Source organism: Paenibacillus sp. FSL H3-0457, from assembly GCF_037981725.1.
GTDB lineage: Bacteria > Bacillota > Bacilli > Paenibacillales > Paenibacillaceae > Paenibacillus > Paenibacillus amylolyticus.
Map to the genome: position 1 here is coordinate 1602196 of NZ_CP150283.1, position 14305 is coordinate 1616500.

The 14305-nt window shown below is 47.0% G+C and carries 12 protein-coding genes, 5 tRNA genes and 1 pseudogene; 12 read left to right on the plus strand and 6 right to left on the minus strand.

Annotated features, from left to right (window positions below; translation table 11 throughout):
- Nucleotides 1-187 precede the first annotated feature (187 nt).
- The 4 genes from MHH25_RS07090 to MHH25_RS07105 all read left to right on the plus strand — a co-directional run bounded on the left by MHH25_RS07090 (nt 188) and on the right by MHH25_RS07105 (nt 5748).
- Nucleotides 188-469 carry a ribbon-helix-helix protein, CopG family gene (locus MHH25_RS07090; protein WP_017690037.1) on the plus strand — a complete coding sequence of 94 codons (282 nt, stop codon included), beginning with the start codon at nt 188-190 and terminating at the stop codon, nt 467-469.
- A gap of 3 nt (nt 470-472) precedes the next feature.
- Nucleotides 473-823 (plus strand): type II toxin-antitoxin system PemK/MazF family toxin, encoded by a 351-nt coding sequence (locus MHH25_RS07095; RefSeq protein ID WP_024630714.1) that lies wholly within the window; start codon nt 473-475, stop codon nt 821-823.
- Between the two features lie 234 nt (nt 824-1057).
- Nucleotides 1058-3247 carry an alpha-galactosidase gene (locus tag MHH25_RS07100; protein WP_340019591.1) on the plus strand — a complete coding sequence of 730 codons (2190 nt, stop codon included), beginning with the start codon at nt 1058-1060 and terminating at the stop codon, nt 3245-3247.
- A 278-nt stretch (nt 3248-3525) separates the two neighbouring features.
- Nucleotides 3526-5748 (plus strand): Tex family protein, encoded by a 2223-nt coding sequence (locus MHH25_RS07105; protein ID WP_340019592.1) that lies wholly within the window; start codon nt 3526-3528, stop codon nt 5746-5748.
- 180 nt (nt 5749-5928) lie between these two features.
- Here the strand turns inward: MHH25_RS07105 and cmpA are convergent, their stop codons facing one another.
- Both cmpA and MHH25_RS07115 read right to left on the minus strand, forming a co-directional pair.
- A complete protein-coding gene (cmpA, locus tag MHH25_RS07110) occupies nt 5929-6072 on the minus strand; it encodes a cortex morphogenetic protein CmpA (RefSeq protein WP_017690033.1) in 144 nt (47 codons plus the stop codon).
- Nucleotides 6073-6254: 182 nt separating this feature from the next.
- Complete coding sequence (locus MHH25_RS07115; protein ID WP_047842018.1) at nt 6255-6611, minus strand: hypothetical protein; 357 nt, start codon at nt 6609-6611, stop codon at nt 6255-6257.
- Nucleotides 6612-6730: 119 nt separating this feature from the next.
- Between MHH25_RS07115 and MHH25_RS07120 the strand changes: the two genes are divergently transcribed.
- From MHH25_RS07120 to MHH25_RS07130, 3 genes are all read left to right on the plus strand, one after another.
- The gene (locus MHH25_RS07120) at nt 6731-7192 is read left to right on the plus strand and encodes a SprT family protein (protein ID WP_036669054.1); all 462 of its coding nucleotides are present in this window, start codon (nt 6731-6733) and stop codon (nt 7190-7192) included.
- 93 nt (nt 7193-7285) lie between these two features.
- Nucleotides 7286-7361 (plus strand) — tRNA-Asn (locus MHH25_RS07125).
- 6 nt (nt 7362-7367) lie between these two features.
- Nucleotides 7368-7456, plus strand: a tRNA-Ser gene (locus MHH25_RS07130).
- Between the two features lie 221 nt (nt 7457-7677).
- On the opposite strand, the gene MHH25_RS07135 is transcribed toward MHH25_RS07130, so the two are convergent.
- Entirely contained in the window at nt 7678-8376 is a 699-nt protein-coding gene (locus MHH25_RS07135) for a winged helix-turn-helix domain-containing protein (RefSeq protein WP_340019593.1), read from the minus strand.
- A 107-nt stretch (nt 8377-8483) separates the two neighbouring features.
- Here MHH25_RS07135 and MHH25_RS07140 point away from each other — a divergent pair, with 107 nt between their 5' ends.
- The gene (locus MHH25_RS07140; protein ID WP_340019594.1) at nt 8484-9143 is read left to right on the plus strand and encodes a flavin reductase family protein; all 660 of its coding nucleotides are present in this window, start codon (nt 8484-8486) and stop codon (nt 9141-9143) included.
- Between the two features lie 93 nt (nt 9144-9236).
- Nucleotides 9237-9908 carry an MgtC/SapB family protein gene (locus MHH25_RS07145; protein WP_017690026.1) on the plus strand — a complete coding sequence of 224 codons (672 nt, stop codon included), beginning with the start codon at nt 9237-9239 and terminating at the stop codon, nt 9906-9908.
- A 64-nt stretch (nt 9909-9972) separates the two neighbouring features.
- On the opposite strand, the gene MHH25_RS07150 is transcribed toward MHH25_RS07145, so the two are convergent.
- The gene (locus tag MHH25_RS07150) at nt 9973-10869 is read right to left on the minus strand and encodes a Cof-type HAD-IIB family hydrolase (protein ID WP_340019595.1); all 897 of its coding nucleotides are present in this window, start codon (nt 10867-10869) and stop codon (nt 9973-9975) included.
- 4 nt (nt 10870-10873) lie between these two features.
- Nucleotides 10874-11650, minus strand: coding sequence for a DeoR/GlpR family DNA-binding transcription regulator (locus tag MHH25_RS07155; RefSeq protein WP_340019596.1), 777 nt, complete (start codon nt 11648-11650; stop codon nt 10874-10876).
- Nucleotides 11651-11956: 306 nt separating this feature from the next.
- Here MHH25_RS07155 and MHH25_RS07160 point away from each other — a divergent pair.
- The 3 genes from MHH25_RS07160 to MHH25_RS07170 all read left to right on the plus strand — a co-directional run bounded on the left by MHH25_RS07160 (nt 11957) and on the right by MHH25_RS07170 (nt 12310).
- Nucleotides 11957-12028, plus strand: a tRNA-Glu gene (locus MHH25_RS07160).
- 106 nt (nt 12029-12134) lie between these two features.
- Nucleotides 12135-12210 (plus strand) — tRNA-Lys (locus tag MHH25_RS07165).
- A gap of 17 nt (nt 12211-12227) precedes the next feature.
- A tRNA-Leu gene (locus tag MHH25_RS07170) sits at nt 12228-12310 on the plus strand.
- 220 nt (nt 12311-12530) lie between these two features.
- Here the strand turns inward: MHH25_RS07170 and MHH25_RS07175 are convergent.
- A pseudogene (locus tag MHH25_RS07175) lies at nt 12531-13643 on the minus strand (IS3 family transposase).
- Nucleotides 13644-14305 lie beyond the last annotated feature (662 nt).

Below are 14305 nucleotides of genomic sequence, written 5' to 3' on the forward strand. Positions count from 1 at the left end.
ATGTATGACGGTAAGGATTTAATTCCTGAATTGAGATGTTTGGTCTGTACGAATATTGTTCCCCGTGTTTATAATGGAGTACAGCATACTTGATATACTCGGGGCATATATATTCCTTTGTATAAAAGTTCTGGAAAAACGTAATACTGGTTCACAATGGCGAAAGGTTTGTGGGGGTGGAAGAAAGGTGGCCAACTTGCAGAACACCAAGCGGATCATGATCAGTTTACCTGATTATCTTTTGCAGGAAGTGGATGGCATCGTAGCGCTGGAGAATTCCAACCGCAGCGAATTGATTAGGCAGGCTATGAAGCTGTATTTAACGGAGCGTAAGAAACGTTACATCCGTGAAACGATGCAGCGAGGGTACATGGAGATGGCAAAAATTAATCTGACCATGGCATCCGAAGCCTTTCATGCGGAGGAAGATGCGGACAGCACTCTGGACCGCTTAGTTAGCGGGGTGTAGACATTGATCGTAAAACGTGGTGACGTTTTTTTTGCGGATCTTTCTCCCGTTGTCGGTTCCGAGCAAGGTGGAGTCAGGCCGGTTCTGGTGATCCAGAATGATATCGGCAACCGGTTCAGTCCAACTTGTATTGTGGCGGCTATCACCGCCCAAATCCAGAAGGCAAAGCTGCCAACGCATGTTGAAATTGATGCGGCGGCACACGGCTTTGACCGGGACTCGGTTATTTTGCTCGAACAAATACGGACGATTGATAAACAGAGGCTGACTGACAAGATTACCCATCTGGACGAGGAGACCATGAAATTGGTCAACGAAGCCTTACAGATCAGCCTTGGTTTAATCGATTTTTAAGGCAGTAACCAGCGTCTTGTACGTTGCACTGCCGTCCGTTGGCAATGGATGTTCCCGTAAGGGAACACACTGAATTCAGATTGTAACCAAAAGAGCGTATGACATCCTTCGGGCTGTTATGCGCTCTTTTGATTAAAGCTTGATGAAAGCGTAGAACATTGGCGATCTTTTCGCTATAATGAAACCTGAGAAACCGTTTACCGAAAGACCTATATATAGAGGTGGAGGAGACATATGAGCATTTACATCAATCAAGAGAAACTTCAGTTTCATTTACAGACCCGTGAGGCCAGTTACGTATTTCAGGTACTGCCTTCAGGATATTTGGTGCATTTGTATTATGGCAAAAAATTACGCGACACCGATCTTAGCTGGTTGCATGTTCGTACAGAACGAGCATCTTTCAGTCCGAACCCGGTACCAGAGGACCGTACGATTTCATTTGATACATTGGCAGTGGAACTACCCGTGTATGGCACAAGTGATTTCCGTAATCCGGCTATCCAACTGGAACTTGAGAATGGCTCGACGGTTTCGGAGTTTACGTATACAGGTCATCGATTGATCAAAGGAAAGGTAGCGCTTACCGGACTGCCAGCAACGTATGTTGAATCCGATGAAGAAGCAGAGACGCTGGTTATTGAGTTGGAAGACCGCGTTGCAGGCATCAAAATCGAGCTTTCTTATACAGCCTTTACGGCATTTAATGCAATTACACGCTCCATGCGTATCGTTAATGAGAGCGCTACCTCAGTGAATGTGGCGCGTGCGCTCAGTTCTTCAGTTGATTTCCCGCATGCGGATTATGAATTGTTGCAATTGTCAGGTGCATGGACACGGGAACGTGATATCGTTCGCAGACCGCTTGCGTCAGGCCTGCAAGGGATTGAGAGTCGTCGCGGTTCAAGCAGTCACCAGCAGAATCCATTTATTGCGCTGATGACACCAGGCACGGATGAAGACCAAGGTGAAGTTTACGGATTCAGTCTCGTCTATAGCGGTAGCTTCACCGCACAGGCTGAAGTGGATCAGTTCCACACCACCCGTGTATCGCTCGGGATCAACCCGTTTGAGTTCAGCTGGAAGTTGGAGCCACAGGAAGCATTCCAGACACCTGAGACGGTTATGGTATATTCGGCTGCAGGTTTGGACGGCATGTCACAGTCCTACCACGAATTGTATCGGGAGCGTCTGGCACGCGGCAAATTCCGCAATGCGGAGCGTCCGGTGTTGGTCAATAACTGGGAAGCGACTTACTTTGGTTTCGATGCAGACAAGATTGAACAGATCGCTCGCGCTGGACAGAAGCTGGGTATTGAGCTGTTTGTCTTGGATGATGGCTGGTTTGGACACCGGGACAGTGACAACTCCTCGCTGGGCGACTGGATTGTAGATAAGAACAAATTGCCAAAGGGACTGGATGATCTGGCTAACCGCGTAACAGGTCTGGATATGCAGTTCGGATTGTGGTTTGAGCCTGAGATGATCTCACCAGACAGTGAGCTCTACCGAGCGCATCCAGACTGGTGTCTGCATGTGCCTGATCGTCGCCGGACAGAAGGGCGTCAACAACTGGTACTCGACTTCTCTCGTCAGGATGTACGTGATGAGATTGTGCGCATGTTAACAGACGTACTTGGTTCTGCACCAATCACTTATGTGAAATGGGACATGAACCGCAATATGACGGAAGTGGGTTCTGCATTGCTTCCGGCAGATAGACAGCGTGAGACAGCGCATCGTTACATGCTCGGACTGTATGATGTTATGGAACGAATCACTTCGGCGTTCCCTAACATTCTGTTCGAGAGCTGTTCAGGTGGTGGTGGCCGCTTCGATCCAGGTATGCTGTATTACATGCCACAGACGTGGACAAGTGATAACACGGATGCCATATCCCGCCTGCGGATTCAATACGGTACGAGTCTTGTGTACCCGGTAAGTTCGATGGGATCGCATATCTCAGCGGTACCGAATCATCAGGTCAACCGGATCACTTCTCTTGAGATTCGGGGACATGTTGCGATGTCGGGCAACTTCGGGTACGAGCTAGACCTGACAAAATTCACGGAGGAAGAGAACGACATCGTGAAAGCCCAGGTTGAGCTGTACAAGGAGATTCGTGGAACGGTTCAATATGGAACATTCCGCCGTTTGCTCAGTCCGTTTGAAGGCAATGAGACGGCGTGGATGTTTATTGCACCGGACGGAAGCGAAGCTGTTGTATTCTACTTCCGTGTGCTCTCTGAGCCCAATGCGCCACTTCAGCGCCTGAAGCTGAAAGGATTGGACCCTAATGCGGATTACCGTCTGAAAGGCGGATCGGAGACCTTTACCGGCGATGCCCTCATGTATGGCGGTATTTCGGTAGGCAGCACATCAGGAGACTATCTGAGCGAAATGTTCCGGTTCGAGCGCGTCTAGATTGCTATTTTATTTAAAGCTTTTAAAAAAAAGGAAGGACCGGGGAGCGTCGTGATGACGTTTTTCGGTCTTTTTTTGACGTAATGGGGAAGGCTGGAGGATGACATCATTCTGTCAGAACTTGTATGCTTGCGGATTGATGGAAATCTGGACGTGATTCTGTGATAATATAGGGTAGAGTGGAAGAAACAAATGGTTCAACTATACTGTAATTACAGCAGCAAAGCTGCCCTGAAATGATTGTAACGAACGATTCAGGAAGGAAAGAGGGATTTATTTTGTCTGAACAGGAAACGGTTCTGGAACCCAATGAAGAAACAATAAAGGCAGAACGCCATGAACGAATCATCAAACAGGTAGCCAAGGAACTGTCACTGTCCTTGAAGCAGGTCCGCACAACGTCGGAGCTTCTGGACGAAGGCAATACGATTCCATTTATCGCCCGCTACCGTAAAGAAATGACTGGAGAGCTGGATGAGAACCAGCTGCGATCGATTGAAGAACGCATTGTTTATCTGCGCAATCTTGAGGATCGCAAATTGGAAGTCATCCGTATTATAGAGGAACAGGGCAAACTGACCGGAGAACTGAAGCAATCCATTACGCAAGCTGTGAAGCTGCAGGAAGTGGAAGACTTGTATCGACCTTACCGTCAGAAGCGGAAAACGCGTGCCAGTGTGGCCAAGGAAAAAGGTCTTGAACCCCTTGCTGTATGGATCTGGGGTCAATCGAAACAAGGAGATGCACTCCAGGAAGCTGCGAAATATATCAATGCTGAACTGGGTGTAGAAGATGCGGAGTCGGCGCTTCAGGGAGCCAAAGATATTCTCGCAGAGAACATCGCAGACGATGCTGCCATTCGTGCCTGGATTCGTCGGTACACCTTGGATCACGGGATGCTGACTTCGGAAGCGAAGGATGCTCAAGAGGAGTCCGTGTACGAGAATTATTATGATTACCGCGAATTAGCCAAAAAGATGCCTCCACACCGTATTCTCGCGATTAATCGCGGTGAACGTGAGAGTATTCTGAAAGTCGGCTTGGACGTACAGGCAGAACCGGCCCATCGCCATATGGAAGGACAGATCATTCGTGGTGCTTCTGCCGTGCAGGATATCCTGCGTGATGTGATTGAAGATGCATACAAGCGGCTGATTGCGCCTTCCATTGAGCGTGAAGTTCGTGGAGAACTTACGGAAAAAGGTGAAAATCAGGCCATATCGGTATTCTCGGCCAATCTGCGTAATCTGTTGCTTCAACCGCCGATTCATGGCAAACGTGTGCTGGGTGTCGATCCGGCCTATCGTACCGGTTGTAAACTGGCTGTAGTAGATGATACGGGCAAACTGCTGGAAGTGGCTGTGACCTACCCAACGCCACCACACAACAAGAAACGTGAAGCTGCCGAAGTATTCCATCGCATGATCAAGCAATATGATATCGGACTGATCGTCATTGGTAATGGTACCGGATCACGTGAGACGGAGCAGTTTGTTGCCGAGATCATTCAGGAGAACGGTGATGAAAGTCTTGTGTATCTGATTGTTAACGAAGCAGGCGCGAGTGTATATTCTGCATCCAAACTGGCCCAGGAAGAGTTCCCGGATCTGGATGTTGCGGAGCGCAGTGCAGCTTCCATTGCACGTCGTGTACAAGACCCGCTGGCGGAGTTGGTTAAGATTGATCCAAAAGCCATTGGCGTGGGTCAATATCAGCATGACGTCTCTCAGAAGATTCTCGAAGAAAGCCTGAAGGCTGTCGTGGAATCCGCAGTTAACCATGTGGGTGTGGATGTGAATACAGCATCACCTTCGTTGCTGTCATATGTTGCCGGAGTTAACGCTACGATTGCCAAAAACATCGTGAAGTACCGTGAAGAAAATGGCCGGTTTACGAACCGCCGTCAGCTTCAGAAGGTGCCACGTCTGGGTGCCAAAACCTATGAGCAGTGCGTAGGATTTATGCGTATTGGTGAGGGAGAGAACCCGCTGGACCGTACACCTATTCACCCTGAGTCTTACAAGGTAGTTGATCAGCTGTTCAAGGAGCTTCAGGTTGCACTGGACAAGCTGGGCAGCAAGGAACTGTCGGTATTACTGTCAGAGCAACAGCCAGAACAATTGGCTGTGAAACTGGACGTAGGTGTGCCTACATTGCGTGACATTCTGGACAGCTTGCAGCGTCCGGGGCGTGACCCGCGTGAAGAAATGCCGTTGCCAATCTTCCGTACAGATGTATTGAAAATTGAGGATCTGGTGGAAGGCATGGAGCTGCAAGGTACGGTTCGGAACGTTATTGATTTTGGTGCCTTTGTTGATATTGGGATCAAGAGTGATGGGCTTGTCCATATTTCACAGCTCAGCAACGGGTATGTTAAACATCCGATGGACGTTGTGTCTGTTGGGGATAATGTAACGGTCTGGGTTATGAGTGTGGATACCAAAAAAGGCCGTGTCGGCCTGACGATGAAGAAGCCTGCTTCTGCGCAACAGTCTTCTTAAATAGTAGGATTGGAGAACAGCCTTCCCTAACCAGGAAGGCTGTTTGTTGTCGACAGTAATAGTCCCGTTATCCGTTCTAATTCCTCTAGTAAGTACGGTGGGCAATATGTGCATTTTCTTAAAGTGCGTGTTCAAAGGGCCATCCTTCGTAATCCAATGCAGACTTTCATGAACAACCTCTTAAAGTTCGTTCTCCGCGCTGCGTGGTGTGCCATTTGCTGGTTTGTTACGATAAAAGAACCAGCATTCGTTCAGCAACTTGATTTGCCGGCTGTCCTTTTTGTGAAATGCACGCATCAGTTGATTGCAAAGCCATTGAGGCAAGGGTATCTCCTCCTCTTGCATAATTCATCTGTACGTTAGCATATGTGGCAATAGCCTGGACTGTGCGGGATAAGTGGAGGCCACCGGCAAATCAATCTTGTTCACTCAAAAAAAAGCACAAATCCCAATTCAGGGAAATGTGCTTTTCGTTCTCATCATTATAAAATGATAACTGTGGTGAATTAGAGAGCTTCCATCTCTTCTTCATACCATTGTTCCAATTGGGCCTGAAGAGCTCGGATTTCGGTAAGCAGAGAAATCAAGGGATAATGGCTTTCACGTAATACTGCAAAAGATTCTTCAAGCGCATTGATATAATCAAGGCCGCCGATGATAGTAAGATTTTCGTTTAGGAGATCGAGGCTGTCACATTCGGCGATCGCCCAAGGCAGGACAGGGACATCTGCTGCAGTGAGTTTATCAATTTCCTTGTGTAGGCGCAGGTTGAGCGCACTGAGTTGATAGGCGTAATCTGCGGGCATTTCCACGAACTGCAAGTGTTGTTCCTGCTGCAGGATGACATAGCGCATTGTAGGCATAACGAGTAATAATCTCCCCTCATACATTCTACTTGACAGTGTAGCCTACGAAACGGTTAAAATTCAAGTATTATACCGGAAAAACAAATGCTCCGAGGGGGTGCAAGGAGAGGATATCGATGGAAAATGAGGAATTGCAACAATGGATTGAACAGGTATCACTGGATCATTTCGGAGTGCCGTTCACCCATGAAGCGTTGTTTAACAGTCGCCTGACCACGACGGGTGGGCGTTATATGCTTAAAAGTCACCGGATTGAGATCAATCCGCATCAACTCGAAGCCTATGGGCGAGATGAGGTTGAGAAAATCATCAAGCATGAGCTGTGTCACTATCATCTGCATATTCGTGGGCGCGGCTATCAGCATCGTGACCCGGAATTCAAGGCTTTATTGCAGAAGGTAGGCGGCTCGCGTTACTGCCAATCGCTTCCTGACGGCAAAGGCAGAAAGCCGTTGCCATATCGTTATAAGCTGGTGTGCAAGAGCTGTGGTACGGAATATTTGCGCAAACGGAAAATAGATCCGAAGCGTTACCGTTGTGGTCGTTGTGCGGGAAAACTGGGGCTTCAGAATATCTGATGTGCGTTTCGTTCAATGTATTAAAGAAAGTGATGGAAGGGATGTTGACTTGGATTATTAATCATGGTAGATTAATCTTATTCAAGTTAATTTTCCCTGATAGCTCAGTTGGTAGAGCACTCGACTGTTAATCGAGTTGTCACAGGTTCGAGCCCTGTTCGGGGAGCCATTTCTTGGAGAGATACCCAAGTGGCTATAAGGGGACCCTCTGCTAAGGGGTTAGACTGCGTAAGCGGTGCGAGGGTTCGAATCCCTCTCTCTCCGTTCTGAATTAAACTTCTCTGCAAAGGGATGAGAACCCTAAAGGTTCGTCGGAGCATAAGCTTCGTTAGCAATCTTCGCAGTCTCAAACGAAGTGAGAGTACCCCTCTTTCTCCGTTCTGATTGCAATAAAAATCCTCTTCACATTAGACCGGTTAACGGTCAGTGTGAAGGGGATTTTTTGCGTTTACTGATCTTTGCTTATCCATGGTGTACGCTTCAGCCTAAAGTGAAATGCTCAACATCTCGTATAAACCTTTCTTGCCTGCTTCCGTTACTTCGACAGAGCGACTTCCTGTTTTTTGACGAATCCAGTCCAGTTCCGCTAACCGATGTCTGAGTTGTTCCCCAAGCATACCTGAGAGATGATGACGGCGTTCGCTCCAATCCAGACATTTGCGAGCGATGGCACGGCGTGATCCCGGCTTCATCTGAAGTTCAATTCCAAACGTAGTGAACCACTGCCTTCCTTCCTCTGTAACTTGATAATCCTTGCTGTGTGCCTCTTCGGGCTCTGCAAGATAACCCTTCTGTACTAAGGCTTCACAGAGCGAGATTCCCAATTTCCCGGCCAGATGACCATAACAGGTCCGTGCATGACTCAGTTGTTGAAGCTGATCGGATTGTTTGAGAGAGCGGATCTGTACAGGCGGGGCAATACTGGCCATGCTTTCAATCAGATTAGCAATTTCTTTGTTTGCAAGACGGTAGTATCGATGGCGTCCTTGTTGTTCAACTTCGAGTAATCCTCCCTCTACGAGTTTAGCTAGATGGCTGCTTGCCGTCTGGGGAGTGACACTTGCCATATGAGCAAGCTCTCCTGCGGGCAACGAACGGCCATCAAGTAAGGCTGACAGAAAAATAGCGCGGCTTGGATCAGCGATTAACGACGCAATAACAGTAATATTCGGATATACATTCATACTTCGATCATACCTGAACTATTACTGTATTACAATCGAGTTGTATCGTCCCATATGGGTCAGATTGAGCTTATAAAGCATTGGAATGGGAACAGGAGAGGTACAGGATGAAAAAGATAACGAAACAGGACTTTGCTACAGAGCAGTTGTCCGCGAGTCCAGAAGTGATTCAACATGAGACGATTAATCCCAGTATTTTATATTATGGTACGCCTGTAGTGCTGCTAAGCACATTAAATGAGGATGGATCAACTAACCTGTCACCATTATCCTCGTCTTGGGCACTGGGGGATTGTCTGGTTCTCGGTCTAGGTACACAGGGCAAAGCCTATGGAAATCTGAGTCGATACCCGGAGTGTGTAATTAATCTGCCGGATGCGACCATGTGGAGACAGGTTGAGGCATTAGGACGTTATACGGGAGTTACACCGGTTCCTGAGGAGAAAAGGAAGATGGGTTATGAATATTGTCATGATAAATTCACTGTAGCTGGACTGACATCTGAATGCTCGGTTCAGGTGGCTCCAGATAAAATAGGTGAATGTCCGCTCCAGATTGAAGCGGCTGTACAACACATACGTATTCCCGAACATACACCGTTCATGGCGATTGTTGAAGTGAAAGCGTTGAAGGTGCACGCACACACCAGACTAATATCTGGACCGGACAAGATTAATCCGGAGGAATGGCATCCGCTGATATATAATTTCAGACATTATTTCGGATTGGGCAAGAGACAAGGGGAAAATTTCCGGGCAGAGAATTGACCTGAGTAGAAGTTCTTTATTAGTCATGTAAAGATTGGGTAATAGTAAAGATAGACTCATGTAAGCATATACATAATGAAAGAGGTGATGTGCATGGAAGTGGAATATTTGATGCGTGTACTCATAGCTGGAATATGTGGTGTGCTAATCGGATATGAGCGCAAGAATCGAATGAAAGAAGCGGGAATCCGTACTCATTTTGTGGTCGCCGTTGGTGCTGCCCTGATGATGATTGTATCGAAATACGGATTCCAGGATCAGGCTGGCTGGGACAATCTGTCCCTGGACCCTTCAAGGATCGCTGCACAAGTTGTTAGCGGTGTGGGGTTCATTGGAGCGGGCATGATCTTCACACAGCGGCACACGGTCAGGGGATTGACCACAGCGGCTGGCATATGGGCTACGGCAGGCATGGGACTTGCTGTGGGTTCAGGTCTGTATTGGACGGGTGCGGGCGTGACACTGCTTATTGTCGTGGCACAGATGTTACTGCATAGACCTACACGCTGGCTGGTATCCGCTCGAACAGAGACGTTAACCATCCATCTGCAAAATGAGGGAGAGGCCCTGAAGACTGTTTTGGCACTGCTGGGACAGGAGAAGATCTCGGTCATCGGATTTAAGACTGAACAGCAAACAAGCACAGACTCCGTGGAAGAGACTGTGCTTGAGTTCACGTTGCAACTACCGGGTTCATACCGGGGCGAGCAACTGATTATTTTGTTACAGGACGTGCCTCACGTTCGATCTGCGGAGTTAAAATGAAGAGAACCTGCATGGATCAACAGGTGATCATGCAGGTTCAGTACTTAATTCAGTATGGGTCCAATTACTGACCTTCTCCGACAATCGTTTCTGGACGGGATACCGGTTTACCTTCAAGCAGGCACTCGATGGCATGGGCAACACCGTGTTCCACATTGGTCAGCGTTATGGCTTTGGCTAATGCCTGGATTTCGGGTTCGCCATTACCCATGGCGATGCCGAGTCCTGCCATTTTTAACATGGAGACATCGTTGAAGTTATCACCGATCGCTACTGTATCCTCCATGGAGATGTTCAGGTGAGCCGCCAGTTTGGTGAGGGCATTACCTTTGGATACGTCCGGGTGCTGCATTTCGAAGTTATGCTCAAAGGATACAACCATAGCGACATCAGATCGGGAAGCGAAGTATTCTCGTCCTGTCTTTACTTTGTCCGGATTCATGGAGAAGGCCATAATATTATAGATGTAGGCTTCTGCCGGAATTTCGAGATGGCTGTTTACGCGGTGGTAGTCTTTTTTGTCATAGTGTTTCTTGATGGAGCCAATCATGCGTGCAATGTCCTCACCAGGGTTTGAACCAAGAACACGTTCCATCTCGGCGAGCAAGGTCTCATGACTGCTACGCGGGGCATAGATGCCTTGTTGTGTTGAAGCCTCATAATAGACATCATGATCTTCCAGCCACTGCATGACGGAAGCTGCTGTGTCACGCTCGAGCGGAAGATGGAATAAACGTTCACCGTCTTCATCATGAATTGTCGCTCCGTTGGAGCCGATAATTGGGGTTTTAATTCCGCCTTCGCGGCTGATGGTCACAACATCGGAATAGACACGTCCTGTTGCAATGGTAACTTTCATACCGGATTGCTGGGCCTTTTGGATGGCTGCGGCATTCTCCGGGCTAATCTGGCTATCTATGTTCAACAAAGTTCCATCTAAATCTGTGGCAAATAATTTCATATATTTACAACTCCTTATCATCTGTTGGTTCAGGAATGAGAATCTCAACCTGTTGTTCAGCTAGAAAAACAAGCCATTCTTTGGTTGGCCATTGATCCGTAATCAATACATCCACCAACGACCAGTCGGCAAAACGATAACCATAACGTCTATCAAACTTGGATTGATCTGCAAGAACAACAACTTTCTTGGCAGCTTTCATCATTTGGTGTTTAATTTTCCCTTCCTCTTCGGAAGCACTGAAGCCCTCCATGGTGATACCGCCAATTCCGATAAAGGCTTTATCTACATAATAGTGGGAGAGGGTCTCGATAACAGAGGTACCGTAGACATAACGTTGTTCCTTATCTACTTTGCCTCCGAGCAAACGAATCTGGACAGCAGTGTGATTGGAGAGAAGATCAGCGGAATGAATCGAATTAGTAATGACGGTACAGGATTTGCCGTTTAAGTTCTCGGCACAGGCCTGCACAGTCGTGGAAGAGTCCAGAATAATGATCTCGCCTTGTCTTACAATGGCCGCAGCGAGTTTGCCGATGGCCCTCTTTTCCTCAGATACATCGAGTAAACGGTCTTTGTAGGATCTGAATTCTTGCGGAGGAGGGGGGAGAATCGCACCGCCACGTGTTCGGATAATGGCATCCTGTTCCTCAAGCTTAATCAGATCCCTGCGTGCAGTATCCCGTGATACATCAAACAAGGCGACAATATCATCGGCTGAGATGCGATTGTGTTTGCGTAGATGTTCAACAATGAGCTGCATTCGTTCTTCTTGAAACAAACATGTCACCTCCGAGTGTATGGATGACCGTACTTATACTGATACTTTAATTATAAGTATTCTTAATGTGATTTGCAATATTATAAGTGAACGTAAGTTTTTATAAGTGTTTTGATGAATGATTTACATTGTTCCTGCACGGGGATGACATTGGCATGAACGGGAGGTGGCTAATAAAGGGGCTCGGAAGAACAGTATGTAATGGGCAAAAAGGCTTGAAAAATAAATTTTAAAAAAAGTATTGCAAGTTCAAATTGTCCTGTGGTATACTCATTCTTGTCGCCAAGAAAGACAACTTGTTATTAAGGCCCGTTGGTCAAGGGGTTAAGACACCTCCCTTTCACGGAGGTAACAGGGGTTCGAATCCCCTACGGGTCATATCTTCACCACCTCATGAGATCTACATTTTCGATGAGTAATCCTCAAAGTCATTGCTCTTATAGACAAGAATGAAGCATGGCACATCCGGTGAAGTTTACAGCAAGAGCCATTAGCTCAGTTGGTAGAGCACCTGACTTTTAATCAGGGTGTCGAAGGTTCGAGCCCTTCATGGCTCACCATTTTTACAATTGTATATGCGGTCGTGGTGGAATGGCAGACACGCTATCTTGAGGGGGTAGTGGGTGTATACCCGTGGAGGTTCGAGTCCTCTCGACCGCATACATATTTAATGGACAAAAAATCATAATTATTCTGGTATTATCTCCTTTAAGTAGACACTTAAAAAAACTTCATGTTATCATGGGGTTTAAGTGACACTTGGAGGAGATATTTTTATAGCGAAAAAACAGACGGATACCGAAAAATTCTTGTTAAATGCAGTAGAGCATATGTCGAAGGTTCTTCAAGTTATTTGGAAATTTGGATTGTCAACGTTAAATCAGACAACTTTTTTAAGGGCTGCTTGACGATACTGAACAGGTGTCATGTACCCCAGTGATCCGTGAATGCGATGCTTGTTAAACCAGTTGACATAGTCGTATAATTCCAATTCCAAATGATGAAGGCTTTGGAAATCCATCTGGTAGATAAACTCCGTTTTCATGACCCCATAGGTGGCTTCAGCCACGGCGTTATCGTAGGGACATCCTTTCTTGCTGAGTGACCGGTCAATACCAAAGGTTTTGAGAAGCTGGTCCATCGTTTGGTTGTTAAACTCGCTGCCGCGATCCGTATGAAACTACTGGATCTGGCTGAGATCGTCCTCTACCGTTGCGAAGGCACGGGAAGTCAGAGCAGCATCTTTCGCCGGACCTGCGCAATGGCCTATAAACTCTCGATTGATCAAATCAATGAGAATACAAATGTAATGCCACCTTTGCCCTACCTTCACATAAGTCAGATCGCTGACAACGAATCGTTTGGTTTCCTTCTGTTCAAACTCACGATCCAATACATTTGCCGTCGTTACCTCATTATAAGCCGTTTTGTGGGGCTTAAACTGGGCAATGGTATACGTGGAAACGAGGCCCTGTTCTCGCATTCGGCCTATACGGCGTCTGGAGACGATGGCTCCTCGTTCTTGAAGTGCTACTTTCAGCTTTTGCGTACCGTAGGTCTTTCGATTCTTGTGGAAGATCTCCACAATGGCTTTGGTACATTCACCTTCTTTGGGCTGTTCCTTTTTCATAGTAGAACGTGCTTTTCGCGATTTCGAGGACGTCACACATTGCTGTTACCGAGTATTTATCACTGTTATTCTGGATGATAGCTACGTTCGTCCCATGATCAGCGCGGCTTGCTTTAAATATCATTCTCCATCCGTAGACGTTGGAGTTCTTTACGCATAGCGATTAATTCGTTTTCTTCAGGCGAATGATTGTCCTTTTCTTTGAAGGAACCGATTGCCTTCGATTGCTTGATCCAGCGATCTAAAGCCGAAGCGGTGAGGTCGTATTCCTCCACAAGGGCTGCCCCGGACTTCCCATTTTCATAGGCTGCACCATCTGTTTTTATACCCAGTTGTAAACGTTCGTCGTTGTTGTTTGGACATGGTAGAGATCCGCTCCTTCATATAATAGATCTATTTTACATGCCCTTATTTTTATTGTCCAACTAAGTGTAGCCGATCCAATTGTTCACAACTGAAGGTGTGGGTGAAAAAGTGAAAAAACAGGGAAGCGTTCGATGAGGAAAAGTAACGAAACTAATCCAATGAAGGGACGTCCTCGTACAACCTTTGGTAGCGTGGAGGAAGAGCGACACTATCTTCAAGCACAGGTGGATTATTTGAAAAAGCGGTATCTAAATCTAGTAAAGGAGGAGCGCTGAGCCAACGCGAGAAACTACGACATCATAGATGAACTTCACTATCTACATGGCATCACACGCTTAGTAACCATTGCAGGAATACCCCGAGCGATTTACTACAAATGGCGAGTTACACAGCCACAGCGAGACACAAGACCATGATCGTGAGATTAAAGAACACATGATGGCCATTCATTGGTTATCCTCGCATGACAACAGCGTTTTGGGAGGCGGGGCTGAACGTCAATCACAAGAAAATATGGCGAATCATTCAGAAGCTACCGATCCAATCGGTGATTCGCAGGAAGCGGAAAAATTCTTGTCATCTATCCGAATCGCCTGAAGCGCAAATTTCAAGCCACAGCCCCCCCAGCAAAAAAATCGTGACGGATAGTACCTATATTT